Genomic DNA, 23,421 nt, shown 5'->3' on the forward strand with positions numbered 1-23,421 from the left:
GACGATGCCTGCCACTGCTCGGTCGGAGGGCTGCGGCCGACGCCCTGCCGGGACTGCGTGACGTGCGTAGGCTCGTTCGTCAGAAACGCAACCGGCGCCTCGACGAAGATCACTGGTGCTTGCGAGCAGGCTGACCCACCGCGAGGGAAGGTGAGAGATGGCCCTGCAGGTGATCGACTCCCCAGAGCGGCAGCGCTACGAGGCGGTGCGCGAGGGAACGGTTCTCGGCTTCACCGCCTACGAACACATGAACCAGGTGCTCGTCCTCACCCACACGGAGGTCGACCCTGCGCTGGAAGGGCAGGGAATCGGAGGCGCGCTGACCCGGGCCGTGCTGGATCAGGCGCGTAGCCGGCGACTGCGGGTTCTCGCGCTCTGCCCGTTCGTCCGCGTGTGGCTGGAGAACCACCCGGACTACCACGACCTGGAATACCGGCTCCCGGCGAGCAGGGTCACGGACTGAATGGCCCGCGGATTCGCAGGCAGGCAGACCCGCGTGAAACGGCGGGCGCTGCCGGGACAGGTCCCCACTCCGGCGCGTCGGTTCCTCCGCACCGAGGCGGGCAGCGCGTCGTTGCTCCTCGCCGCGACGGTGGTGGCGTTGCTCTGGGCGAACTCGCCGTGGTCCGACACCTACGAAGCCGTGTGGGGCGCGGAGTTGTCCCTCTCACTGGCGGGCTGGGATCTGTCGATGGACCTGAAGCACTGGGTCGTCGACGGCCTGATGGCGCTGTTCTTCTTCGCGGTCGGGCTGGAGGTTCGTCGTGAGTTCTCCGTCGGGGAGCTCACCGACCGACGACGGGCCGCGATCGCGGTGGTCGCGGCACTCGGGGGGATGGTGGTCCCCGCGGTGCTCTACCTCCTCCTGATGCCCCGAGGGGAGGCCGGGCACGGCTGGGGGGTGGTCATCGGGACCGACACGGCGTTCCTGCTCGGCGCGCTCGCCGTGGTGGGACCGGCGTTCGCCACCCAGCTCCGCGTCTTCCTGCTCACGTTGACGGTGATCGACGACATCATGGCCGTCAGCGTGATCGGGATCTTCTATTCCGAGTCGATCGATCTACTCGCGCTGCTCGTCGCGCTGCTGTTCGGTGGAGTGCTCTGGGCGCTCGGCCGGGTCGGCGTGTGGCGCGCGACCCCGTATGTCGTCGTCGTGGTCGGGCTGTGGCTCGCCACGGTGGAGTCCGGGCTTCACGCCGCGATCGCCGGAATGCTGGGTGGGCTGCTGGTGGGCGCCCACAACCCCGTTCGGGAGGAGGTCGAGCGGGCGGCGCTTCGCTTCCGCGCGTTCCGGCAGTCGCCGCGCGTCGACGTCGGTCGCACGGCACGCTCGGGGCTGGAGCGGGCGATCTCGGTGAACGAGCGGCTCCAAGCGGCCGTGCACCCCTGGGCGAGTTACGTCGTGGTGCCCCTGTTCGCTCTCGCCAACGCAGGGGTCGACCTTCGTCACGGCATGTTGACCGAGGCACTCCGCTCACGTGTGACGTGGGCGGTGGTGGTCGCGTTGGTGGTCGGCAAGCTGGTGGGGATCAGCGTGTGCACGGTGATCGGTGTTCGGTTCGGCGTTGGCCGTCTGCCCCGGGGTGTCGGGCTCGGACACGTCTTCGGTGGCGCGGCGCTGTCGGGCATCGGGTTCACGGTGTCGCTGCTCATCGCCTGGCTCGCGTTCGACGATCCGGCCTTGCGTGACCAGGCAACCGTCGGTGTGCTGCTCGCGGCGGTGCTTGCGACGGCCGTGGGCTGGGTGGCGTTCCGGGTAGCCGCGCGGTTCGGGGGACGGACCGACGCGGACCTGCCTCGCCGTCTCGACCCACCGGTCGATGCGGCGAGGGACAACATCCGGGGCGCACCCGACGCTCCGCTCACGCTCGTCGAGTACGGCGACTTCGAATGCCCTTTCTGTTCCCGCGCCACCGGAGTGACCCGCGAGTTGCGGGCGAGATTCGGCCCGAACCTGCGGTACGTGTTCCGGCACCTGCCGCTGGCGGACGTGCACCCCCATGCCGAGTTCGCGGCGCGTGCCGCGGTGGCCGCGCAGCGGCAGGGCAGGTTCTGGGAGATGCACGACATCCTCTTCGACCACCAGGACGAGCTCGATTTCGAGGACGTCGTCGGTTACGCCTCGGAGCTGGGGCTGGACGTCGAGACGTTCCTGCGGGATCTGGAGGCCGACGAGACGGCCGCCGTGGTGCGAGCGGACCTGGCGAGCGCGGAAGCCAGCGGGGCGAGGGGCACGCCGACCTTCTTCGTCGGTGCGGTGCGGCACGTGGGTCCACACGACACGGAGACGTTGGCCGCGGCGCTCGAAGCGTCCCGCAACCGCTCGGGTGTCTGACACGGCACGCGAGTCCGTGCCGACGGCCCGCCTGGTGACTCCACGCGCCCGCATACCCGGGTTTCTGCCGGGTAGTCCCGAAGCGAGGTGACACCAGGTTCAGGAGAGGCACATGGACGGCCCCTGTGAGCACGTCGGCCTGGTGAACGAGGTCGAGCCGTAGGCCGACGGTTGTGAGGAACGTCTTCGTACCGGTGATGCGTGGGTGCACCTGCGCATCTGGATGTCGTGCGGACACGTCGGTTGCTGTGACAGCTCGCCGAACCGGCACGTCACGGCTCACGGGCACAGCCAGCCCGAGCACCCGATCGTACGGTCGTTCGAGCCGGGCGAGAACTGGTGGTGTTATCCCGAAGCGCGGCTCTTCGACGTCGCGTCGGCAACGCCCGCACCGTCGCACAGCTGAGGACGGTGGTGCGTGTGCAGGCCTCGTGGCCCACACTTCCGGTGGCGGACCGGCAGCCGACCCGGGACGCCCTGACCTCTGGCTGCAGGTCATCGGCAAGATCCGCATCGCCCGCACGCCGCTGACCAACCACTGGTGGAACACGCCGCTCTACCTCGCCGGGCGTGGACTGACGACCTCTCGCTCCCGCAGGTCCGCCCCACCGTGTCCCGGTGGGGTGCCGAACTGCGGTCCCCACGTGATGCACGAGGCCTACTCGCAGGAGGTGAGCAGCTAGCGGGTACTGGCCGGGCGGTGAGGGAGAGGGCGTCTTCTGGGCCTACGCGTGCCCGGAACCCGGGGGCTGTCGCAGGAGACGAGCCGGCCTCTCGGCGGTGCGGTTCGACGAGGGGCCGGGCGAGCTCGTGCTTCCCCGCACCGCTGTGCGGGCCGCGCGCGAACCCGACGACGTGCTTCTCGAGTTCCTGCAGTGCACGTACGAGGCAGCGGCGGACACCGGCCGCTGGGACCGCGGGCCTGGAGCGTGTGACACCCACGGGATAGGTACTACGGCGGCCGGAGCAGCGGTCACGGTAGCCGAACAGTGTGACTACGCGTCCGTCCGCACGGCTGTTCCAGCGTGGTGCAGCAGCAGCCACGTCCCCGCGGAACGGGTCCAGACCGACGTCCGCAGCGAGGCGGCCGCGCCGCGGCGGGCCGTGTAGGTGAGCAGGATCGCGTCCGGTCCCAACCGCACCGGGCGGAGGTCCTCGGCGGTTATGCGCTCTGCCGTGTCCGCTCTCGTCGCTTCCACGATCGACCGGCGGTCCCACACCCTGCCCGTGGAGCCGAACTCGCGGAAGTCGTCGTGCAGTAGTTCCCGCACCGCGTCGTCATCCGCCCTGACCGTCGGATCGAGCAGTCGCAGTTCGCGGGCGATGACGGCCTCGAAGTCTCGTTCCATGGGGAAGGATCCTGCCTCATCGTGCGGAACGTGGCGAGAGAACGCTTTGGGCCGGCGAGGGCCCGTGACCGGTCCAGAATTCGACCATTCAAAAAGGCTATTGACCGGTCAATTGAGGTCGGCTAGTTTTCCGGCATGGCGACACCGACGTACCTGCGCATTCGAGCGGAGCTCGAACAGCGGATCCGTTCGGGGGAGTTGCCACCCGGCAGCCGGCTGCCCACCGAGGCCGAGCTGCAACGGCGCCACTCGATCAGCCGCTCCACGGCACAGCGGGTCCTCAACGAACTCGCCCAGGCCGGGCTGGTCGAACGCCATCGGCGACGGGGAACCTTCGTCGCCCAGACCGCTCGCCGGGAGAACCTGCTGCGACTGGTCAACCCGACGCTGTCCGGACCGGAAATCCCGGGACGGCACGCAGTGGAGACGGCGGCGGTGGTTCCCGCCCGTGAGGCGGACGTCGCCCTGCCGGGTGTCGACGACGACACACCCGTGAACCAGCTGCGCCGTCTGAAGTTCGACACCGACGACAACCCCATCGCCATCGAGCTGTCCGCGGTGCCCTTCGCGCTGGCGCCCGCACTGCTCGACGAGGAACTCGCACACCTCACCGTCCACGACTACTTCGCCCGCCACGGCATCCCGGCGGCGACGTCCCGGGTCTACATCGACCCCGTGCTGCTGGGCGACACCGAAGCCCGGCAGCTCGCCTGTGAACCCGGCCGCCCGGTGATCCGGCTGCGTCGGCTGACCTGGCTCGTCGACGGCCGCCTCGCCGAGGCGATGTGGCACTTGTTCCGGCCGGATTTGGTGGAGTTCTTCATCGAGCAGTCGGTGCTCCCCGTCACCGACCCCGCCTGACATTCCCCGCACGCTTCCCGTGTCCCTTCGGGCACCCGCGCCCCAGGAGTGAGCATGTCCCCATCTCCGCGCGTCGCCGTCGTCGGTACCGGCGTGATCGGCGCCATGACCGCCTGGCACCTCGCCCGCCGTGGCGCCGAGGTCCTCGCCCTCGACACCTACTCGCCCGGCCACGACCGGGGTGCCTCCGCGGGTGAGTCCCGCATCTTCCGCACCGTCTACAAGGAAGGCGCTGAGTACGTTCCGCTGCTGCAGCGCTCCGGGCAGTTGTGGCGGGAACTCGAAGCCGCCACCGGCAGCGCCCTGCTCACGCTGTGCGGTGGGCTCACGATCGGCCCGGCCGACGACCCGGACGTCGCGGCCGTGCGGGCGTGCGCCGAGGAGTGCGGTCTCGACCACGAGGTACTCGACGCCGCCGAGGTCGGTGTTCGGTTCCCGCAGCACCGGCTGGACACCGACGAGATCGCCGTGCTCGATCCGGCCGCCGGTGTGTTGCGGCCGGAGCCCGCGGTGCAGGCCGCGCTGCGGGCGGCCGAGGCCGCGGGCGCCCGGCTACTGCCGTACCACCCGGTCGACGACGTCACCGAGACCGCCGGGGGATGGCGGATCCGGAGCGCCGAGCGCGTCTACGACGTGGACCACGTGGTGTTCGCGCCTGGCCCCTGGGCCCGGCGGTTGGCCCCATTGCGGGAGTCGCCCGTGGAGGCCCGCCTGATCACCGCGTGCTGGTTCGCGGCGCGGGACGTGGCCGCGCACCGGCCGAATCGGCTGCCGATCGCGATCCGTCGACACCGGGAGGCCGGTTTCTCCTGCTTCCCCGCACTCGACGGAGCGGCGATCAAGATCGTTCCGCACCATCTCGGCTGGCCTGTGCTGGACGATCCGGACCACCTGCCGCGCACCGCCGACGTGGAGTTCGTCCGCAGGGCCTCGGCCGCCGCCGAACGTCTGCTGCCCGGCGTGGTACCACACCCGGTCCGGATCGGCACCTACGTCGAGGGCTTCACGCCCGACGACCACGCCCTGCTCGGTCCGGTCCCCGGCTGCGCCAACGCCACCGTCCTCACCGGATTCTCCGGGCACGGCTTCAAGCTCGCCCCCGTGTTCGGCGAACTCGCCGCCGAACTCGTGTTGACCGGGACGACCTCGCACGACATCGACAGGCTCGACCCGGCTCGCTTCGCCTGAGCCCCACACCCCACGCACTCCGCGTCGACCACGCGGCCGTAACGCCTGCTCTCTCCCTGCCCATGCCCTGGAGGCAGAGCCATGCCCACTGGTTCCACCGGTCAGATCGTCGGAATCGTCGTCGCAAGTCTCGCCGTGATCGGGTTCGGACTCGCCATGTCCGTCTACTTCGGACGCAGAGCGAAGACGTCCGCCGACTGGCTCACGGCCCGCGAATCCCTTCCCCTGATCGTCGTCGTCATCACCCAGTTCGCCACCGCCACCGGTGGCGGCGTGCTCATCGCGCACGTCGGTATCGGTTACCGGTCGGGATGGTCGGTCTTCGTCTACGAAGTCTGCGTGATCGTGGGCTTCCTGGTGCTGGCGCTGATCGCGCGCTGGCTGCGGGAACAGCGGTTCACCACCGTTCCGGACATCGTGACCCGACTGTTCGGCGAGCACAAACTCGTCACCGCGATCGCCGCGCTGGCCGCGCTCGTGGTGCCGTTCGGTTGGCTGGCGACGCAGTTCGTGGCCTTCGCGCAGCTGTTCGGTCAGCTCACCGGGCTCTCGCCCACCGTGCTGATTGTGGTGATCATGGTGGCGTCGTTGCTGTTCGTGCTTCCCGGCGGCCTCACGTCGGTGGCGTGGACGGACTTCGTCTTCGGTCTCTTCATGATCGTGATGTCGCTCGGTACCGCGTTCTACGCCGTCCACCTCGCGGGCGGCTGGTCGGAGATCACCGCCACCGTGCCCGAACGGCTGTGGAGCCTGGAGGGCTTCACCGCGGCGGGCTGGGAGCAGATCTTCCTCTGGCTCGCCGCGATCGTTCCGGGGACACTGACCAACCAGCTCTACTACCAGCGGGTGTTCGCCACGAAGAAGGTCACCGACGCGCGGCGCGGGCTGGCGTTGTCCGGGCTGACGCTTCTGATCGGCGGCCTCTACGCCGGATGCCTCGGCCTGGCGGTGCACGCCATGAACCCCGGTCTGGAGAACGAGGAGGACGCAGCCGGCTGGCTGCTGGCTCAGCTGCCGTCCGCACTGCTCATCGTCTTCGGCGCCTTCCTCGTCTCCACCATCGTGTCCACGACCGGCGCGGCACTGCAGTCGGTGGTCGCCAACCTCACGCGGGACGTCTACCAGAACATCGTGGGCGGTGACGCGGGCGATCGGAAGCTGGTGCCACTGTCCCGGCTGATCACCGTGGGCGTCTCGGCGCTGGCCGCGGTCCTGGCGATCCTGTTCCCGAAAGCTCTCGACTGGCTCGTGGCCACCTACGCCTACTCGGCCGCCGCGCTCGCCGCGCCGATCTTCCTCGGCTACCTGCTGCACCGGCGCCGGCGGCTCACGCCGACGGCCGCGATCGGCAGCATGCTCGCCGGTGTGCTCGGGTGCGGCATCGCCCACCTCGCCGACACCGCCGTACCGTACGCCGTGTACGGCATCGGAGCGTCGGCGGTCGCGCTCGTCCTGCTCACCTACCTCACGGGCGGCGCGAGGCAGCCGTCCACCGACCACACCGTCACGGAGGTGACGTCATGAGAATCGCAGTCGTCGGACTGGGCGTGCTCGGCGCGTCCGCAGCGCGGGCGCTGGCGCACGCAGGCGCATCGGTGACCGTGCTCGAACGCAGCGGCCCGCTCGCGGGCACCACGGGCACCACCTTCGCCTGGGTCAACTCGCACAGCAAGGACCCGCGCTCCTACCACGACCTCAACGTCGCCGGAATGGAGGAACACTCCGTACTGGCGCGGTCCGGGAACGGACAGCCCGCGTGGTTCCACCGGACGGGAAACCTGGAGTGGGCCGGAGACGAGGCGGGCGCCGAACGCCTTGCCCGGTCGGTGGCGCGGCTCCGGGACCGGGACTACCCGGTGGACTGGATCACGCCGCGTGCCGCCAGGGAACTCGTGCCGGATCTGCGCGTCCCGGAGGGCGTGCGGGACGTCGCGTACTACCCGACCGAGGGGTACGTGCTGCCCTCGTTGCTGCTCGCCAGGTTGTGGGGCGAGGCCCGTGACGCCGGAGCCGTGCTGCGCTGCCCCGCGGAGGTCGTCGGCCTCACGGAGAGCCGCGACGGTGTCCGCGTCGAGTTGGCCGACGGCGACGAGGTGCGGGCCGACGCCGTGGTGCTCGCAGCCGGACGGTGGAGCGAGTCGGTGAGCGCGCTCGCCGGACACCGGATTCCCATGGCCTCCCCGGACGTCGCGGGGTCCGCCACGGTCGGCTTCCTGGGCTGGACCACGCCCGTGGCCGCCCGCGTCGACCGGGTGCTGACCACCCCGACGCTCAACGTCCGGCCCGACGGCGGCGGTCGCCTGGTGGTGCAGGGCCTGGACCTCGACGTCGACGCGGATCCCGCGAAGCGGCCCTCCCCGGACGGCGAACACGCCCGCACCCTGCTCGCCAGGCTCGCCGGCCTGGTCGACGGCACCGAGGGAGCCCGGCTGGAGTCGCTGCGAGTGGGGCAGCGGTCCCTGCCCGCCGACGGGCATCCGGTGTGCGGATTCCTGGGTGAGAGCAGCCGGGTCTACGCGATGGCCACGCACAGCGGCATCACGCTCGGACCGCTGCTCGGCAGGCTGGCGGCGCAGGAGGTGCTCGGTGGTGAGCCCAGCGAGCTGCTGGCCGACTTCCGGCCCCAGCGGTGGGAGGGAGTCGACCCCGCCGAGCTGCCCGCCCTGCGGCCCGCCCGGTTCGCCGGTCAGCAGTGAGCCCGGTCGGCGACGGCGAGGACATGACGTCGGCTCACCAGTATGTGGCGGGCCACCGGCTTCGCCGGTATCTCCCTCTGGTCCGCTCGATGGTTCCCGAAATCGATCAGCCCCACGTGAGCGGGTCGAGATGGAGGTAAAAGCGCAGGCGGTCGTGGTCGAGGGCGATGCCGTACCTTTCGGCGAAGATCAGGTCCGCAGCCCGCGCCCGCTCCTCGTCCATCCATGTCTCTCGCGCGTTGGTGAGCAGCAGTGCCAGGTCGGCGTAGCGGTCGGCCAGCCCGAGGCGGCCCAGGTCGATGAAGCCTGACACGTTCAGGGTCTGTGGATCGAGGATGATGTTGGGCAGGCACAGGTCCCCGTGGCAGACGACCGTGTCAGCGCCTTCCTGCTCTCGTCGCCGTGGGACCTGCCGGGTGAGGTGCTCCAGCAGCTCCGCAGTGGGCGTGTTCTGCTGTTCGACGGGAAGGAAATCCGGGTTGACGGCGTCACGGGCCACGACGTCGCGCGCCACGGCGACCATGGCGTCCAGGTCCCGGCGGAACGGGCACTGCGACACGGGCACCTCGTGCAGTCGGCGGACCGTGTCCGCGATGCGTTCCCAGGCGGCCCGCAGATCCTCAGCAGACACCTGATCAGCAGGTACGCCGGAGACGGAACTGGTCACCAGGCAGGCGCCCACGTCACCGGAGTGCCAGTCGAGCACCTGAGGACCAGGTACATCCTGACCGTTCAGCCATGTGATCCGGTCGCGTTCGGCCTTCAGGCTGGCCGCATCCGCGGCGGGCACGCACTTGGCGTACCGGGTGGCGTCCGCGCTGCGAAAGACGGCTGCTCCCGACTCGCCCGTGGTGACAGGCAACCAGTCCCCGCCACCCACACCGAGCAGCACCGGCGATACGGTCAAGGTTTCGGGAGGCTCGCTCATGGCGACCACTTTAGCCAGCCCGGCATATCGGCTCAGGGCCGCGGGACCTCCACTGTTGCCACACACTCGGCGTGCGGCAGGACGTGGTCCGAACGAAACCGCCTAGGCGAGTCCGTACTGTTCGACCGCGCACCCGGAGAAGACGTCCGCTCGTGCGTCGGCGCTCAGCTCGTCGAGGACCGCCAGCAGGGCGTCCACCAGCTCGCCGAAGCTCCAGAGCAGCCGGTCGACGGGAAAGTGTCCGGCGAACATGCACCGGCGCGGCCCGAAGATGCGAACGACCGAGCGCACCCACGGGCGGATCCGCTCGGCGGAGGGGCCGAACAGCAGCGCGAGCCCCTGCGCCTTCACCGTCACGTTCGGGTGCTCGCTCACCGCCTGCAGGCGTTCCTCCCAACGCCGGAAGCCGTCCTCGCTCAGGTCGAGAGGCCACCCCGCCGCCTCGAGCACGAAGCGGGTGTCGGGGAACGACCGCAGCAGCTCGTGGGCGGCGGGCAGCTGCTCGTCGTAGAGCAGCAGGTCCCAGGTGAAGCCGTGTGCCGCGACGAGTTCGAAACCACGCAGCCAGGCCGGGTCTGTCACCAGGTCCGGCCTGGGGCCGAGCCGCTTGAGCGGATCGTCGGCCCAGTACAGTGGCTGCCTCACCGCACGCACGACCGGCATGTCCCGGTAGCGCGCGAGCACGTCGGCGAGCGTGGGGGAAGTGAGGTCGACCCCGGCGATGAAGGCGTGGGGGAACCCGTGGTCGTCCGCTTCTCGCTGTACCCACTCGGCCTCGGCGACGGCATCGGCCGCCCCGAACTCACACGCGACCGACTTGACGAGACGTTCCCCTGACACGTCGGAGAGGTAGTCGGGGACCGAGTAGTCGCAGGCGATGTCGTAGTAGTTCTCCAGCAGCGCCTCCAGCACGGGGCTCCGCTGCCGGATCCAGGGATACTCCACCGCCTCCAGGTTGAGGAGGTGGTGGTGGGCATCGACGAGTGCGGGCCGAGGGGTGAGTGGCATGCCGGAGCCCGCTGGACGCTCCTCCGTCACATCCGAATGGTATGTGCCCGACGTCGTTTCCGACCGAACGAAACCGCTCACCCGGATGTCACCGACAACGGCGACGAAAGGTGCCCGCGCTCTGTTCCGGGTTCGGGCGGCAACGGCACTCGAAGACCCTCCTGCGTCGCACACCGGTTTTCGAACCGTACGGAAAGCGCCACGACTCCGGGCCTTCGACCGGTGCGCTCGACCTCGTCCGCTGGCTACGTTCGAAGGTCAGCATCCGGCAGGCGAGGTGGTCCGCCTCGCCCCGCAGAGAGGAGCACCGAGATGACCCCCGCACTCAGCCACCGGCCCTGGGTTCCCGAACAGGCGGAGACCCGTGTCCGCACGCTGGCGGAGGCGGCCGCAGGCTCCACGCCGGCCGGCCTGCTCGTCGAGCTGGACCGGCTGGTGGCGCAGAACCGCCGGATCCACGACGTCGAATCGATCAACCTCAACCCGGCGTCGAACATCATGAATCCCCGGGCGGAGGCGATGCTCTCGGCGCACCTCGGCTCGCGGGCCTCCCTCGGTTACCCCGGTGACAAGTACGAGACGGGACTGGAAGCCATCGAGCAGATCGAGGTCATCGCCGCCGAACTGGTGGCCGAGGTGTTCGGGGCCCGCCACGCCGAGGTGCGCGTGCCCTCCGGTGCGATAGCGAACCTGTACGCGTTTCTCGCCACCTGCGAGCCGGGTGACACGATCATCGCGCCGCCACCCGCCATCGGTGGCCACGTGACACACCACGCGGGTGGTTCGGCAGGCCAGTACCGGATCAGAACGGTCGCCGCTCCCGCCGACTCGGGCGGCTACACCGTCGACGTCGACGCACTCCGGGACCTGGCGCACGAGGTGCGGCCGAAACTGATCACCGTCGGAAGCAGCCTCAACCTGTATCCGCATCCGGTCGGGAAGATCCGCGACATCGCCGACGAGGTCGGCGCGAAGGTGCTCTTCGACGCGGCGCACCTGTGCGGCCTCGTCGCCGGACGGGCCTGGCCGAATCCCCTGGACGAAGGGCGCACCTGATGACGTTCAGTACCTACAAGAGCCTGGGCGGGCCTGCGGGCGGGGCGGTGGTGACCAACGATCCCGAACTGGCCGAACGCGTCGACAGAATCGCCTTCCCCGGCTTGACGGCCAACTTCGACGCGGGCAGGGTGGCCGCCCTGGCCGTGACGATGCTCGACTGGAAGGTCGCGGGTCGCGCCTACGCCACGGCGATGACCGAGGCCGCCGCGCGACTCGCGGACGAGTTGCTCGAAGCGGGCGCACCCGTGTTCACCGGCGCGCAGGGGCCCACGCGGTCGCACCAGTTCGCGCTCCGCGCCCAGCGCTGGGGCGGGGGCCAGCACGCCGCGCGGCGACTGCGTCGGGCGAACCTGCTGGCCTGCGGTATCGGCCTGCCCGACGAGGAAGTCGACGGTGACGTCAACGGCCTGCGAATGGGGACTCCCGAACTGGTGCGGCTGGGGATGAAGTCCACCGACATGGCGCACCTGGCCGGCTTGATCGTCGCCGGCCTGGACCCGGACGGCGACCCGGCGAGGATCGCACCGGAGGTCACGGCCTGGCGCAAACAGTTCGAAGGCGTGCACTACACCGTCGACCAGCCTTTCTGAAAGCGCCGCCGTCGGTGTCACCCGGCCCGGCCGGGCCATGACGAGAAGCCCTCGGCGCCACCGTGACGGGACGCCGAGGGCTTTCGGTGTACCAGGCGTGCTAGCCGAGCACCAGCGGGAGGGACAGCACCGCCACGTAGTACGCCATGAACTGCACCCCGGACGTCATGCCGAGGAACTTGTTGGCCAGACCACCCACGGCACCGACGGTGACGCTGACGACGAAACCGAGCAGCCCGCCCTCGTACCACGACACCACGGCGATCAACGCGACGAACGCCCCGATCAGCGCCTCGTGGCTGATGGCGCGCGAGACCCACGCGCTGGCCGCCCTGGCGTAGCGCATCGCGAACGGGTAGGCGATCAGCCCGGCGAGGACGACCCCGAGGAGGCCGAACACCAGGAACTCCCAGGAACCCAGCAGCGTGTGCAGGTTGTGCACACCGCCGCCCTCGCCGTCGACGGTGTACACCGGCGGTGCGTTGAACAGGGGCGATGCGGGGCCCGCCGCCACAGGGCTGAGCGGCAGGCCGAACGCCACCAGCGGGATCAGCGTCTCGGCGAGGTAGGTCGACTCGGTCGTGCCGTTCTTCACGGCCATCAACGTGGACAGTCGCTGGTACGGGTGCCTGATGCGGGAGCCCACGACCTCACCGGTGAGCACGGTGGCCGCGACGGGGCTGAGCATGAACGTCGTCGAGGTGGCGCCCGCGGCGACGACGGTGGTGGCGGCCTGGCGGCGGTTCAGCACCCGGAGGGGGTTGGGCCACCATCGGCTGCCGGTTCCCACGTCCGGCGCGAGCCACACGGTGCGAACCCCACTGCGCGGCAGCGTCTCACGCCCCGACCGGGACGACGACAGCAGCAGGTCCACCACCAGCGGGCCGATCGCGATCCCGAGGAAGAAGCTGATCGACAGCGACGAACCGAGTTGGTCGGACGCCAGCCCGTTGAGCGCGGCCACGAGCAACGCGAACGGCACGATCGCGACGAGGCTGGCCCAGCGGCCCGGCGAGAAGTAGGCGACGAACGCCGCCGCGACCACGAACACGTAGGGCGCGACCGCGGTGACCGGTTCGGCCAACGGGGCGAGCAGGGACGCCACACCCACGGCGATCGGCACGGAGATCAGCGCGGCGAGGAACCCTCCCGCGAGGGCTTTGCGCAGAGCGATGTGCGGCGCGCCGAGCCTGCGCATCGCGGTGGCGTCGTCGAGCAGCGGCACCGCCGTCGTGTCACCGGGAATGCCCAGCAGCGTCGTCGGGATGGCGTGGGTCATGTGCTTGGCCACCGCGCCGGCGATGAAGAACGTCAGCACGCCCGCGGGCGGCACGCCGAGGAGCACCACGAGCAGCGTGATCGGCGCCAGGGTGGACGTCTCGTCCGTTCCCGACACCAGGCCGATGGCGGCGAAGACGACGGCGCCGAGCAACCCCATGCCCAGCGCCCACATCAGGTCGGCGACGATCATCTTCCCTCCTCCGGCTTCGGGGCGAGACCGAGCGACCGCATCTCGTCCTGCACGTCCTTCGGCAGGCCGGTGAACGACTCGGGCGTGCCGCCCATCGTCTCCAGCTCCGCCAGCGCCTCCACCCGGTCGGTGGAATCGTCCTCGGCCAGCACGCGTTTGGGCGGGAACAACCGCGTGCACACGGCGGCGCCCACCACACAGCCCGCGAGCCCGACGAGCAGCGCGTAGCCTCCGGCGAGGGAGGTCTGTTCCAGGTTCGCCTCCAGAACCGCCTCCGCCACGAGGTAGGCGGGCAGGCCGATGACCACGCACACCACGATCGAGGCGGCGAGGTGGCGCAGGTCGACGGCGTCGTTCCAGACGATCCGGTACGGCTGCTCCGCTGGTCGGGGACCGGTCACGGGGCCGGTGTCTCGGTTGCCGTCACCGGTGACGGCAGGGGTAGTGGCCACGGTTTCCTCCGTTGTGATGGGCGTGCTCGCGTCAGCCTCCGGTGAGGGCCCGGACGGTGCGCGAGGGACTGGGGCGGCCGAGTTCGGCGGCGAGCCACGCACTGGTCTCGACGAGCTTGCCGAGGTCGACACCCGTGTCGATGCCGAGTCCGTCGAGCTGCCACACGAGGTCCTCGGTGGCGAGGTTGCCGGTGGCGCTGCGAGCGTAGGGGCAGCCGCCGAGCCCGCCCGCGGAGGCGTCGACGATGGTGACGCCCCGCCGCAGCGCGGTGAGTGTGTTGGCCAGAGCCTGGCCGTAGGTGTCGTGGAAGTGCACCGCTGTCCGCTCCACCGGGATCCCGGCCTCGGTGAGCGCGTCGAGTACGGCGGCGACCCGGCCCGGGGTGGCGACACCGATCGTGTCGCCGAGGCTGAGTTCGGTGCAGCCGAGCCGCACGAGCCGCGACGCGACGGCGACGACCCGCTCGACGGGCACCGCCGCCTCCCACGGATCGCCGAAGCACATGGACAGATACCCTCGCACGCCGAGGCCGGCCTCTCGGGCGCGGGCGACGACGGGCGCGAACATCCGCAGTGACTCGGCGACGGTGCGGTTGAGGTTCGCCTTGGCGAACGACTCCGTCGCACTGGCGAACACCGCGATGTCGGTGACCCCCAGATCGAGCGCCCGGTCCAGGCCCCGCTCGTTGGGTACCAGCACGGGGTAGCGCACCCCGTCCCGGCGGGGCAGTCCGCGCAACACCTGCTCGGCGTCGGCGAGCTGCGGCACCCACTTCGGGTGCACGAGGCTGGTGGTCTCCACGATCGTGTGCCCGGCGTCGACGAGCCGTTCCACGAGCTCCACCTTGACCTCGACGGGTACGAGCGCGCTCTCGTTCTGCAGGCCGTCCCGGGGGCCGACCTCCCAGATCGTCACCCGGCTCGGCAGGCCTTCCAACGGCGTGGTCCCGTAGTCGGTCGGCATGGCGCTGGCCTTTCGTGGCATCGGGAAGGTCGAAGAAGTCGGAGAAGCTGGGAAGGCGGGGAAGTCACGGGGAACGGCGGGGCGGCCGGGTCAGGCGTTCGCGCGCAGTTCGGCGAGGACCCGCTCGGCGTGGTCGACCCGCACCGCCTTGTCGGCGATCAGCCGGGCGACGACGGTCGGCAGTTCCTCGGGCGTGGCTCCCGCGGTGGTCGCGACGTTGCGGGCGTGCAGCGACATGTGCCCGCGCTGGATGCCTTCGGTGGCCAACGCCCGCACGGCGGCGAGGTTCTGTGCCAGCCCCACCGCGGTGATGATCTCGGCCAGTTCGGTGGCCGAGGCCACGCCGAGCACGGACAGCGCGGCCTTCGCCACGGGATGCGCCTTCGTGGCCCCGCCGACCAGACCGACGGCCATGGGCAGTTCCAGGGTTCCCACGAGGTCCCCGTCGGCGTTCTTCTCGAACCTCGACAACGAGGTGTAGTGACCGTCGGGGGAGACGGCGTGCGAGTGCGCCCCCGCCTCCACCGCGCGTGTGTCGTTGCCCGTCGCGAGGACGACCGCGCTGATGCCGTTCATGATGCCCTTGTTGTGGGTGGCCGCGCGGTAGGGGTCCGCCTCCGCGAGCGCGGCGGCGTGCACGATGTCGTCGACGACCTCGGTGCCTCCGAGCGCGTCGGCGTCGAAGACCGCCCGCGCGCGGGCGAGCCGCAGGTCCGCCTTGTTCGTGAGGATGCGCAGCAGCGTGCGCCCACCGGCGATCTCCCCGGCGCGGGCGGCGACGGCCTCGGCCATCGTGTTCACCGCGTTGGCTCCCATCGCGTCGCGCACGTCGACGTGCAGGTGCGCCACCACGTACGTGCCCGCCCGGGACGGGACCAGACGCACCGTCAGGTCCCGCACGCCGCCGCCGAGTTCGCGAAGCAGCGGGTCCTGCGCGCCGGCGAGGGAGATGAGCTCGTCACGGTGCTCCAGCAGGCGCAGTCGCGCTCCCTCGGGGTCGGGGGCACCGACGATCTGCACCTGCGCCTGCATGATCGGCGCCGTCGCCGACGTGGTGAACCCACCGTTCACCCGGGCGATCCTGGCGGCGTTGCTGGCCGCCGCCACGACGGAGGCCTCCTCCGTCGCCATGGGCACCAGCAGCTCGCGACCGTTGACCACGAAGTTGGTGGCGATGCCCACGGGCACGCCGAGCACCCCGACGACGTTCTCGACGAGGCGGTCGGCGAGGCCGACCCCCAACCCCTGTTCGGGATCGAGCACCGCCAGTGACTGCGGGGCCACCCCGACCGTCTCGGCGACGACGGCGCGTCGTTCCTCGACGGAGAGATCGCGGAAACCCGGGATCCGGCTGGTGCGCGGCATGGAAGTCCTCCCACTTCGGCGTGGCTGCGGTTCGGCTCGCCACACGCTAAGCCGTGCTGGCCCCCAGGAGTATGGACCGAACATCCACACTTACCGAGATCACGCTGGGCCGATGGTCCTGGTCAGGGTGTGCAGTCGCACCGCGATGCCGATCCGGAACAGTCGGTCGGGCCGTTGCCACTGCTCGCCGAGCAGGTCGGTGACCCGTTCCAACCGCTGGAGCACGGTGTTCTTGTGCAGGTGCAGGGCCCTGGCGGTGGCCACCGGGCTGCACCGGTTGTCGAGGTAGGCGGCCAGAGTCGGCAACAGGGCGCTGCCGCGGCCGTCGTCCCACGCCAGCACCGGTCCGATCGTCGCGTCGACGAACGCGGCAACCCGATCCTCGCCGGGACCGAACAGCGCGGTGTAGGGCAGGTACTCGTCGGTGGTGACAGCGCCGTCCCGGACACCGAGTGCCGGAAGCACACGCAGGCACGACTCGGCGGCCTCGTGCCGCTCGCGGAGGCCGGCCGCGTCACCGGTCGCAGGAGCGCCGACCGCCAGCACACCGCCGCCGACCGCCCTGGTCGCCGCCGCGTGCACCGACCTCGCGGTCGCGGCCGGGTCCGCCTCCGGGCTGAGGGCGACGACCCGGTTGGCGTGCTCGCCGACCAGACCGCCGGGCCCGACGGCACGGCCCGCCGACCTGACCACCGCCCTGCGGTGATCGGTCTCCACGGCCATCACGACCACGGAGCGCACCCGCTCGACGTGCACCCCGCGCGCCACCGCTCTCGCGACGGCGGGCTGCACCCGTGCCGGGTCGCCGGAGAGCAGGTCGGCCAGCAGATCACCGCGCAGGCGTTGCTCGGCCTCGACCACGGCGTCCTGCTTGAGCAGCAACAGCGCGGTGATCTGCGCGGCCCGCTCCGCCGTCCGCTGCTCGACGGGACCGAACGCGAGCGCACCCTGGTCGAGCACCAGCGCACCCAGCAGGGTCGACCCCGCCACGACGGCGACGACCACCCTGCTGTGCCCGTCGGGAGTCGTGAGGAAGACGCAGCGACCGCTGCGCCTGCTGCGGGTGACCGCCTCCCGCACCTCGCCCTCGTCGAGCGTGGCACCCCCGTGGGGACGCAGTTCGGCGTCGAGCATCGTGACCGTGCACCGCAACGCCCTGCCCAGCGCATCGGCGACGTCGGTGGCGTCACCGCCCTGCAACACCAGGGCGGTGAGGTCCTCGTGCACCCGGCTCGCGCGCTCCATGGCCTCGACGTGCCGGGACAGCTCGCCGTAGGCCTTGCGGGTCTCGGCGTCCGAACGACGGGTGTCGGCGAGCAACCGGGCCGTCTGGAGCACGACGGCGGCGTGGTCGGCGAAAGCCGACAGCAGCGAGATCTCCTCGTGGGTGAAGGTGTGCGGGATACGGTTCGCGGCGAACAGCGCGCCCAGCACCTCGTCACCGGCGAGCAGCGGCACGCCCAGCAGCGACACCAGCCCTTCGGCCGCGACGGCGGCATCGATGTCCGAGTCGTGCGGCGCCTGCGTCATCCCCGCGTAACTGGACGTCCACTGCGGGCTCCGCGTGTCGACGACCATGCTCGCCAGTCCCATGCCGGGAGGCACCCGCAGGTTCGGAAACGACGGCGCGACGGTGCCGAGCGTGGTGCGCACCCTCAGCTCACCGCTCGCGACATGGAACTCCGACAGGTAGGTGACGTCGGTGCCGATGAGGTCGTGCGCGCGCTGCACCAGGCGCTCCAGCAGCTCGTCCACGTCCCGCAGCTGAGCCAGCTCGTGGGCGGTCGAGTACAGCGCGGCCAGCTCCTGGCCGCGGCGTCGCCAGCGTGCGGCGGTGGCCTTCAGCCTTCGCACCTCGGCGCCGATGCGGCCTGCGACGTCTTCGGGGAGGTCGGCCTCGGCGAGCAGCCGGGCGACCTCGTCGGTGTGGTCGTCGGCGTTGTCCCCCAGCGCCGCGGTGAGCACGTCGACGACCAGATCCACCGGAACGAGTTGGGCCATGGAACCACCTGTCGGCGCCGGTACATGGACCCGCCAACCATAAGGGCACTGCCGTGGGCCGGTACGCGGGGCGCCGCGGCGTCTCCTCGCCGACGCCGAGTCCCTGGCGGTCCTCCCGCTGTGGCGAGGTGGTGCCGCCACCGTGCCGCGTCCGCTGCGACGTGCGGCGATCCGGCTTATCGTCGACAGAGCAGGAGCCACCACGGCCGAGCGGAGCGGTTGATGAGCTCACTGACCACACCCACCAAGGGCTCCGGTTTCCTTCGGCGGCGTGCTGCGGAGTCCGGGGACAAGGCCGACCGTCGGTACTTCATGGCCAAGGCGCTACGCCACCAGATGAACAAGGTGTTCCCGACCCACTGGTCGTTCCTTCTCGGTGAGCTGGCCCTCTACAGCTTCATCATCCTGATCCTGTCGGGGATCTACCTCACGCTGTTCTACGACCCCTCGATGGCCGAGGTCGTCTACGACGGTCCCTACCGGAATCTGCAGGACGTCGAGATGTCGCGGGCGTTCGAGTCGACACTGGAGATCTCGTTCGAGGTCCGCGGCGGCCTCCTGATCCGGCAGCTGCACCACTGGGCGGCGTTGGTCTTCGTCGCCTCGATGATGGTGCACATGTTCCGGGTGTTCTTCACCGGAGCGTTCCGCAGGCCGCGCGAGGCCAACTGGGTCATCGGTGCGCTGCTGCTGATCCTGGGCATGTTCGAGGGCTTCTTCGGCTACTCGCTGCCGGACGACCTGCTCTCAGGCACCGGTATCCGCGTCACCCTGTCGGGCATCGTGCTCTCCATCCCGGTGATCGGGACCTGGCTGCACTGGGCGCTGTTCGACGGCGAGTTCCCGGGCGACATCATCGTGCCGAGGATGTACGCCCTGCACATCCTGATCATTCCGGCCGTCATGCTGGCGCTGGTCGCCGTGCACCTGGCCCTCGTCTGGTATCAGAAGCACACGCAGTTTCCGGGCGTGCGGCGCAAGGAGACCAACGTCGTCGGCGTGCGGATCATGCCGGTGTTCGCCCTCAAGGGCGGCGCATGGTTCCTCGTGGTGACCGGCTTCCTGACGCTGATGTCAGGGCTGTTCCAGATCAACCCGATCTGGAACCTGGGGCCGTACAACCCGGCGCAGGTGTCCGCGGGGTCACAGCCCGACTGGTACCTGGCCTGGGCGGACGGCCTCCTGCGGATCTTCCCGCCGTGGGAGCTCGACCTCGGCAACTACGCGGTGACGCAGCCCTTCTTCGCGGGAGTCGGCGGGATGGGCGTCCTGTTCGCCCTGCTGATCGCCTATCCGTTCATCGAACGGAGGGCGTCGAAGGACGCGGCACATCACAACCTGCTGCAACGCCCCCGTGACGCACCGGTGAGGACCAGCCTCGGTGTCATGGCGTTGACGTTCTTCATGGTGCTGGAGCTGTCCGGGTTCAACGACATCATCGCGCTCGAGTACGGCCTTTCCCTCAACGCCTTGATCTGGGCCGGGCGGATCGGTCTGTTCCTGTTGCCGCCGCTGGCGTACTTCATCACCTACCGGATCTGCCTGGGTCTGCAGCGATCCGACCACGAGGTGCTGGAGCACGGTGTGGAGACCGGCATCATCAGGCGCCTGCCGCACGGTGAGTTCATCGAGGTGCACCAGCCGCTGGGGCCGAAGTACGACGGGCACGCGGTGCCGCTGGAGTACCAGGGCGCGCCGGTGCCGAAGAAGATGAACAAGCTCGGCACGGCGGGCAAGCCGGTGGCAGGCACGCTGTGGAAGCCGGACCCGCCGGAGGAGACCGCGGCGCTGGAGCGCGCCAAGGCGGAGCAGGGCGCCCCTCCCACCGAGAGCGGTGGGCTGGAGGCTCCCCATCCCGAGGCCACGTCCCGGCGAAACGGCCGCTTCGGGCGGCAACGCACGAAGCGCACGTAGCCGCGAAGCGCAGGGCCGCCTCCGGGTGCTCCCGCATCCCGAGGCGGCCCTCACCTGGTCGTGTCGTCGCCCGAGGCGACGCCTGACACTCAGTGCAGCGGTTCGATCCAGATGTTGCGGTAGCGCACCTCGTTGCCGTGGTCCTGCAGCCGGATGGCTCCCGCGGCAGGTCCTTCCGGCCTGCCGTTACCGGTGGGGGCGTCGACGGCCACGTTGTCGTGGACCGTCACCCCGTTCCACACCACCGTGACCCTGGCGTCGTCGACCTTGTTCCCGGCCTCGTCGTACCGGGCGGCCCGGAACGTGATGTCGTAGGACTGCCAGGTCTCGGGCGGTGTCGCGGCGTTCACGTCGGCGGCCTTGACGTTGTAGATCCCGGCCGCCTCGTTGGGCTCCAAGGACGTTTTCCCGTAGGAGTCGAGTATCTGGATCTCGTACCGCTCCTGCAGGTACACGCCGCTGTTGGCGCGGGCCTGTCCGGTGACGTCCGGCGGATACTCCGGAAGCCAGAACTCCACGTGCAGCCGGAAGTCGGTGAACGCCTGCTCGGTGCGGATGTCCCCGCAGCACACCTCCATCGCCCCGTCCACGAGCGGCCACTGTGCGGTGCGGCCGTCCGTGTGCTGCCACGCGCCCCGGTTCTCACCGTCGAACAGGGTGATGCGCTCGCCCTTCCGATGGACGGTGATCAGGTCGAGGTTGACATGGCCGGTGTCGTCAGGACCGTGGGTGTAGGTGATGGTGTTGGCTCCGGCCCGAAGCTTCAACGACTCGGTCCCGGTCGACCAGCTCTCCCAGTCGCCGGTGCTCGGCAGGTGGGTTCGCGTGACCTCGCGGCCGTTGACCGACACGCCCAGTGTCTTGGTGCCCTGGAACGGGTTCGGCCCGTTGGAGTAGCGCAACCCGACGTCGTAGGTGCCGCCCTTCTCCACGGTGACGTGGAAGGTGGTGGACGCGCCTTCGGTGCCGTAGCCGTCGACGAACCCGCCGCCCGAGTAGCCGGTGTGGTCGGTGTCGATCGCCGCGCCGCCCGAGAGCTTCGCCTCCTCGGCCTCGTACGTGGTGACCGGTGGTTCCGCACCGGGGATGCGGTTCAGCGTGTACCACGCCTCGGTGCTCCACAGCGACTGACCGTCGACGGAGGTGAACGGCCGGGGCGAGCGCACGTGCACGACCCGGTCGGGTTGCAGACCCGGGATCGTCAGCGTGACCTTCCTGCCGTCCTTCGACAGGGTCGCCGACGTGACGGGCAGCGTCTCCTCGTCGACCTTCGGACCGCCGTAGCTCGGCGTCGGCACGTACCGCCACTGGGTGATTTGGTAGTGCGCCGCCAGATCCTGCGCGGTCTCCTCCGACAACGGCCGGGTGTACTCCAGTTCGAACCCGCCCGGCACCGCGCGCATGGCGAGGATGTCGAACGCGTTGTCACCGGCGGGGGTCAGCTTCTGCAGGCCGTAGGTGAGCTTGCCCGCCTGGCCCCAGTTGCCGCCCGCGCCGAGGCCGCCGAGATAGATCGCACCGTCCGGGCCCCTCGTGATCCGGTTGACCCCGACCTCGAGTCCCTGGGTCATGCGGAAGACCGCACCCTGGTACTGGCCTTTCACCTTCTCCAGGTACGCGCGCTGGATGCCCCCGTAGGTGACGTCACCGAACAGCATCTGCCCGGCGAACGGACCCTTCTCGACGTACAGCGGGGTGCTGGGGGAGTTCGCGATCTCGTTCTGCGGCAGCCACAACACCGGCCGGGTGACCGGCTGGTCGTCGAAGGGGCCGTCCGGATTGGTGTAGTGGTTGAAGAAACGGTCCTGCTTGATGTGGACGAGTTTGGACGCGGGCAGCCAGCCGCCCTGGTTGTCGGTCACGAAGATGTCCCGGCCGGGTCCCCAGCCGATGCCGTTCGGGGTGCGGAGACCACCCGCGATGTAGGACACCTCGCCGGTCCTGCGGTTCACCTTGATGGTGGTGCCGCGGTTCTCCGAGGGCTGCGGGTCGGTGGTGGCGCCACCGTAGTTGATCGCCACGGAGAGGTTCAGGTAGAAGAACCCGTCCCGGTAGAGCAGGCCGAAGGCGAACTCGTGGAAGTTGTCGCTGAACGGCCAGGTCGCCACCGTGTTGTACTCGTCGACGACGTCGTCGCCGTCGACGTCCACCAGTTCGGTCAGCTCGTGTTTCTGCGACACGTAGATGGTGCCGTCGACGACCTTGAGCCCCATGGGCTCCTTCAGCCCCTCGGCGACGCGGGTGACCGTCACCTCCTCCGGTCCGGTGTCGCCGGTGACGTTGTCCAGCAGGTAGACCTCGCCCGTGACGTTGTCGGTGCCGCCCCACGTCGCGATGGCCAGCCGGCCGTCGGGCATCCAGTCCATCGCCGACACCTGGGGCTCGAAGCCCTCGGGGCGCAGGTCGGTGAGCGTGTAGTTGGGGTGCACGTCGGTCAGGGGCATCCCGTCGCCCGGCGTGTCGGTGCCGCTCTCGCACTCCTTGCGGCCCGGTGCCGTGACGCGCACGACGTCGGCCTCGGTGCTCAGGACCGAGTCGGTCACGACCTCGAAGCCGGCCGCACCCGGTGGCCGCCACTCCAGCGTCACCTGCTGCTCGCCCGCGGAGTCGAAGTGTTCGACGAGCAGTGGGTGGGGGCCTGCCGTCAGGAAGGCCGTGCCCTCCTTCGGCTCGGCGGCGTGCAGGCCGTCGTGGTCGATGACGACCTCGTCGCCGATGGTCAGGCGCGAGCCGTCGTCGCTGGTGAGCCGGAACGTGTACTGGCCGTCCTCCGGAACGTGGAGGTTGGCGATGGCGTGGGAGACGAAGTAGTCGCCGATGCCTCCGAAGTCCTCGGCGGAGCTCCAGTCGATGTCGGGCATCAACCGGTCGACGTTGGGTGTCTGCCCGGCCTTGAGGGTGCAGATCTCGTTCATCGGTTGCTGTACGTCGAAGACACGCAGGGTGACACCCGGCTCCTGCGGGGGGAGTTCGGCCTGCGCGCCGGGTTCCTGGGCGGTCGCTGCGGGCAGGCCCAGTCCACTCGTCACGGCCGCGGCCGCGACCAGGGTGGTCAGGCGTCTCGGGAGGCGACGGGGGGACGATCTCGGCTGCATTCATGCTCCTGGTGTCGTGGTGCTGTCATGGGCAGGCCCGGGCCCGTGCCCGTCGGGCACGTTCACTGGCTCCGTGCGGTCGATCACCGGGTAACACTGAGCTGCCGACGCGTCGTGGACGTGACGATAAGAGCCTTCTGCTCCG

General features: G+C 70.2%; 19 protein-coding genes and 2 pseudogenes. 12 read left to right on the plus strand and 9 right to left on the minus strand.

Annotated features, from left to right (window positions below; translation table 11 throughout):
* Positions 1–157: 157 nt before the first annotated feature.
* From SACCYDRAFT_RS10585 to SACCYDRAFT_RS26835, 5 genes and pseudogenes are all read left to right on the plus strand, one after another.
* Positions 158–463, plus strand: a complete 306-nt coding sequence (locus SACCYDRAFT_RS10585; RefSeq protein ID WP_005456039.1) for a GNAT family N-acetyltransferase — start codon at positions 158–160, stop codon at positions 461–463.
* On the plus strand, positions 464–2,335 hold the full coding sequence (gene nhaA, locus SACCYDRAFT_RS10590; RefSeq protein ID WP_005456040.1) for a Na+/H+ antiporter NhaA: 1,872 nt from the start codon (positions 464–466) through the stop codon (positions 2,333–2,335).
* Between the two features lie 112 nt (positions 2,336–2,447).
* A pseudogene (locus SACCYDRAFT_RS26600) lies at positions 2,448–2,741 on the plus strand (UBP-type zinc finger domain-containing protein).
* 25 nt (positions 2,742–2,766) lie between these two features.
* Positions 2,767–3,018 carry a DUF5996 family protein gene (locus SACCYDRAFT_RS26830; protein WP_043536364.1) on the plus strand — a complete coding sequence of 84 codons (252 nt, stop codon included), beginning with the start codon at positions 2,767–2,769 and terminating at the stop codon, positions 3,016–3,018.
* 10 nt (positions 3,019–3,028) lie between these two features.
* Positions 3,029–3,445: pseudogene (locus SACCYDRAFT_RS26835) on the plus strand (DUF5996 family protein); the annotation flags it as partial.
* Here the strand turns inward: SACCYDRAFT_RS26835 and SACCYDRAFT_RS10605 are convergent.
* Positions 3,331–3,684, minus strand: coding sequence for a nuclear transport factor 2 family protein (locus SACCYDRAFT_RS10605; RefSeq protein ID WP_005456041.1), 354 nt, complete (start codon positions 3,682–3,684; stop codon positions 3,331–3,333). The pseudogene SACCYDRAFT_RS26835 and the gene SACCYDRAFT_RS10605 overlap by 115 nt on opposite strands.
* A 135-nt stretch (positions 3,685–3,819) precedes the next feature.
* Here SACCYDRAFT_RS10605 and SACCYDRAFT_RS10610 point away from each other — a divergent pair, with 135 nt between their 5' ends.
* The 4 genes from SACCYDRAFT_RS10610 to SACCYDRAFT_RS10625 all read left to right on the plus strand — a co-directional run bounded on the left by SACCYDRAFT_RS10610 (position 3,820) and on the right by SACCYDRAFT_RS10625 (position 8,429).
* Entirely contained in the window at positions 3,820–4,545 is a 726-nt protein-coding gene (locus tag SACCYDRAFT_RS10610) for a GntR family transcriptional regulator (RefSeq protein ID WP_005456042.1), read from the plus strand.
* Positions 4,546–4,599: 54 nt separating this feature from the next.
* Positions 4,600–5,733 carry an N-methyl-L-tryptophan oxidase gene (gene solA, locus SACCYDRAFT_RS10615; RefSeq protein ID WP_005456043.1) on the plus strand — a complete coding sequence of 378 codons (1,134 nt, stop codon included), beginning with the start codon at positions 4,600–4,602 and terminating at the stop codon, positions 5,731–5,733.
* Between the two features lie 81 nt (positions 5,734–5,814).
* A complete protein-coding gene (locus SACCYDRAFT_RS10620) occupies positions 5,815–7,257 on the plus strand; it encodes a sodium:solute symporter family protein (protein ID WP_005456045.1) in 1,443 nt (480 codons plus the stop codon).
* Positions 7,254–8,429: an NAD(P)/FAD-dependent oxidoreductase gene (locus SACCYDRAFT_RS10625; RefSeq protein ID WP_005456046.1), complete on the plus strand. Its 1,176-nt coding sequence runs from the start codon at positions 7,254–7,256 to the stop codon at positions 8,427–8,429. Before SACCYDRAFT_RS10620 ends, SACCYDRAFT_RS10625 begins: the two co-directional genes overlap by 4 nt.
* A gap of 106 nt (positions 8,430–8,535) precedes the next feature.
* Here the strand turns inward: SACCYDRAFT_RS10625 and SACCYDRAFT_RS10630 are convergent, their stop codons facing one another.
* Together SACCYDRAFT_RS10630 and SACCYDRAFT_RS10635 are read right to left on the minus strand one after the other, a co-directional pair.
* A complete protein-coding gene (locus tag SACCYDRAFT_RS10630; RefSeq protein ID WP_005456047.1) occupies positions 8,536–9,357 on the minus strand; it encodes an APH(3'') family aminoglycoside O-phosphotransferase in 822 nt (273 codons plus the stop codon).
* Positions 9,358–9,459: 102 nt separating this feature from the next.
* Positions 9,460–10,395, minus strand: a complete 936-nt coding sequence (locus tag SACCYDRAFT_RS10635) for an amidohydrolase family protein (protein ID WP_198284981.1) — start codon at positions 10,393–10,395, stop codon at positions 9,460–9,462.
* 282 nt (positions 10,396–10,677) lie between these two features.
* Here SACCYDRAFT_RS10635 and SACCYDRAFT_RS27175 point away from each other — a divergent pair, with 282 nt between their 5' ends.
* Together SACCYDRAFT_RS27175 and SACCYDRAFT_RS27180 are read left to right on the plus strand one after the other, a co-directional pair.
* Positions 10,678–11,421 carry a beta-eliminating lyase-related protein gene (locus SACCYDRAFT_RS27175; RefSeq protein WP_269744650.1) on the plus strand — a complete coding sequence of 248 codons (744 nt, stop codon included), beginning with the start codon at positions 10,678–10,680 and terminating at the stop codon, positions 11,419–11,421.
* Positions 11,421–12,014, plus strand: coding sequence for a hypothetical protein (locus SACCYDRAFT_RS27180; RefSeq protein ID WP_269744651.1), 594 nt, complete (start codon positions 11,421–11,423; stop codon positions 12,012–12,014). The genes SACCYDRAFT_RS27175 and SACCYDRAFT_RS27180 overlap by 1 nt, the downstream gene beginning before the upstream one ends.
* Positions 12,015–12,114: 100 nt before the next feature.
* Here SACCYDRAFT_RS27180 and SACCYDRAFT_RS10645 read toward each other — a convergent pair whose 3' ends face one another.
* The 5 genes from SACCYDRAFT_RS10645 to SACCYDRAFT_RS10665 all read right to left on the minus strand — a co-directional run bounded on the left by SACCYDRAFT_RS10645 (position 12,115) and on the right by SACCYDRAFT_RS10665 (position 18,267).
* Positions 12,115–13,485 carry a tripartite tricarboxylate transporter permease gene (locus tag SACCYDRAFT_RS10645; RefSeq protein ID WP_005456050.1) on the minus strand — a complete coding sequence of 457 codons (1,371 nt, stop codon included), beginning with the start codon at positions 13,483–13,485 and terminating at the stop codon, positions 12,115–12,117.
* Positions 13,482–13,937, minus strand: coding sequence for a hypothetical protein (locus SACCYDRAFT_RS10650; protein WP_005456052.1), 456 nt, complete (start codon positions 13,935–13,937; stop codon positions 13,482–13,484). The genes SACCYDRAFT_RS10645 and SACCYDRAFT_RS10650 overlap by 4 nt, the downstream gene beginning before the upstream one ends.
* A 31-nt stretch (positions 13,938–13,968) precedes the next feature.
* Complete coding sequence (locus tag SACCYDRAFT_RS10655) at positions 13,969–14,901, minus strand: hydroxymethylglutaryl-CoA lyase (RefSeq protein ID WP_005456053.1); 933 nt, start codon at positions 14,899–14,901, stop codon at positions 13,969–13,971.
* Between the two features lie 90 nt (positions 14,902–14,991).
* Positions 14,992–16,350 carry a hydroxymethylglutaryl-CoA reductase, degradative gene (locus SACCYDRAFT_RS10660; protein ID WP_083844740.1) on the minus strand — a complete coding sequence of 453 codons (1,359 nt, stop codon included), beginning with the start codon at positions 16,348–16,350 and terminating at the stop codon, positions 14,992–14,994.
* Between the two features lie 15 nt (positions 16,351–16,365).
* Entirely contained in the window at positions 16,366–18,267 is a 1,902-nt protein-coding gene (locus SACCYDRAFT_RS10665; RefSeq protein ID WP_005456055.1) for a helix-turn-helix domain-containing protein, read from the minus strand.
* Between the two features lie 222 nt (positions 18,268–18,489).
* On the opposite strand from SACCYDRAFT_RS10665, the gene qcrB reads away from it, so the two are divergent.
* Positions 18,490–20,181, plus strand: a complete 1,692-nt coding sequence (qcrB, locus tag SACCYDRAFT_RS10670; protein ID WP_005456056.1) for a cytochrome bc1 complex cytochrome b subunit — start codon at positions 18,490–18,492, stop codon at positions 20,179–20,181.
* Between the two features lie 89 nt (positions 20,182–20,270).
* Here the strand turns inward: qcrB and SACCYDRAFT_RS10675 are convergent, their stop codons facing one another.
* On the minus strand, positions 20,271–23,276 hold the full coding sequence (locus tag SACCYDRAFT_RS10675) for a family 16 glycoside hydrolase (RefSeq protein ID WP_005456057.1): 3,006 nt from the start codon (positions 23,274–23,276) through the stop codon (positions 20,271–20,273).
* Between the last annotated feature and the right edge of the window lie 145 nt (positions 23,277–23,421).

The organism is Saccharomonospora cyanea NA-134, from assembly GCF_000244975.1.
Classification (GTDB): domain Bacteria; phylum Actinomycetota; class Actinomycetes; order Mycobacteriales; family Pseudonocardiaceae; genus Saccharomonospora; species Saccharomonospora cyanea.

Coding starts and splice junctions, on each gene's coding strand:
- SACCYDRAFT_RS10585 (WP_005456039.1), top strand. CDS start 158: ATGGCCCTGCAGGTGATCGACTCCCCAGAGCGGCAGCGCTACGAGGCG.
- nhaA (WP_005456040.1), top strand. CDS start 464: ATGGCCCGCGGATTCGCAGGCAGGCAGACCCGCGTGAAACGGCGGGCG.
- SACCYDRAFT_RS10605 (WP_005456041.1), bottom strand. CDS start 3,684: ATGGAACGAGACTTCGAGGCCGTCATCGCCCGCGAACTGCGACTGCTC.
- SACCYDRAFT_RS10610 (WP_005456042.1), top strand. CDS start 3,820: ATGGCGACACCGACGTACCTGCGCATTCGAGCGGAGCTCGAACAGCGG.
- solA (WP_005456043.1), top strand. CDS start 4,600: ATGTCCCCATCTCCGCGCGTCGCCGTCGTCGGTACCGGCGTGATCGGC.
- SACCYDRAFT_RS10620 (WP_005456045.1), top strand. CDS start 5,815: ATGCCCACTGGTTCCACCGGTCAGATCGTCGGAATCGTCGTCGCAAGT.
- SACCYDRAFT_RS10625 (WP_005456046.1), top strand. CDS start 7,254: ATGAGAATCGCAGTCGTCGGACTGGGCGTGCTCGGCGCGTCCGCAGCG.
- SACCYDRAFT_RS10630 (WP_005456047.1), bottom strand. CDS start 9,357: ATGAGCGAGCCTCCCGAAACCTTGACCGTATCGCCGGTGCTGCTCGGT.
- SACCYDRAFT_RS27175 (WP_269744650.1), top strand. CDS start 10,678: ATGACCCCCGCACTCAGCCACCGGCCCTGGGTTCCCGAACAGGCGGAG.
- SACCYDRAFT_RS27180 (WP_269744651.1), top strand. CDS start 11,421: ATGACGTTCAGTACCTACAAGAGCCTGGGCGGGCCTGCGGGCGGGGCG.
- SACCYDRAFT_RS10645 (WP_005456050.1), bottom strand. CDS start 13,485: ATGATCGTCGCCGACCTGATGTGGGCGCTGGGCATGGGGTTGCTCGGC.
- SACCYDRAFT_RS10655 (WP_005456053.1), bottom strand. CDS start 14,901: ATGCCGACCGACTACGGGACCACGCCGTTGGAAGGCCTGCCGAGCCGG.
- SACCYDRAFT_RS10660 (WP_083844740.1), bottom strand. CDS start 16,350: ATGTTCGGTCCATACTCCTGGGGGCCAGCACGGCTTAGCGTGTGGCGA.
- SACCYDRAFT_RS10665 (WP_005456055.1), bottom strand. CDS start 18,267: ATGGCCCAACTCGTTCCGGTGGATCTGGTCGTCGACGTGCTCACCGCG.
- qcrB (WP_005456056.1), top strand. CDS start 18,490: ATGAGCTCACTGACCACACCCACCAAGGGCTCCGGTTTCCTTCGGCGG.
- SACCYDRAFT_RS10675 (WP_005456057.1), bottom strand. CDS start 23,276: ATGCAGCCGAGATCGTCCCCCCGTCGCCTCCCGAGACGCCTGACCACC.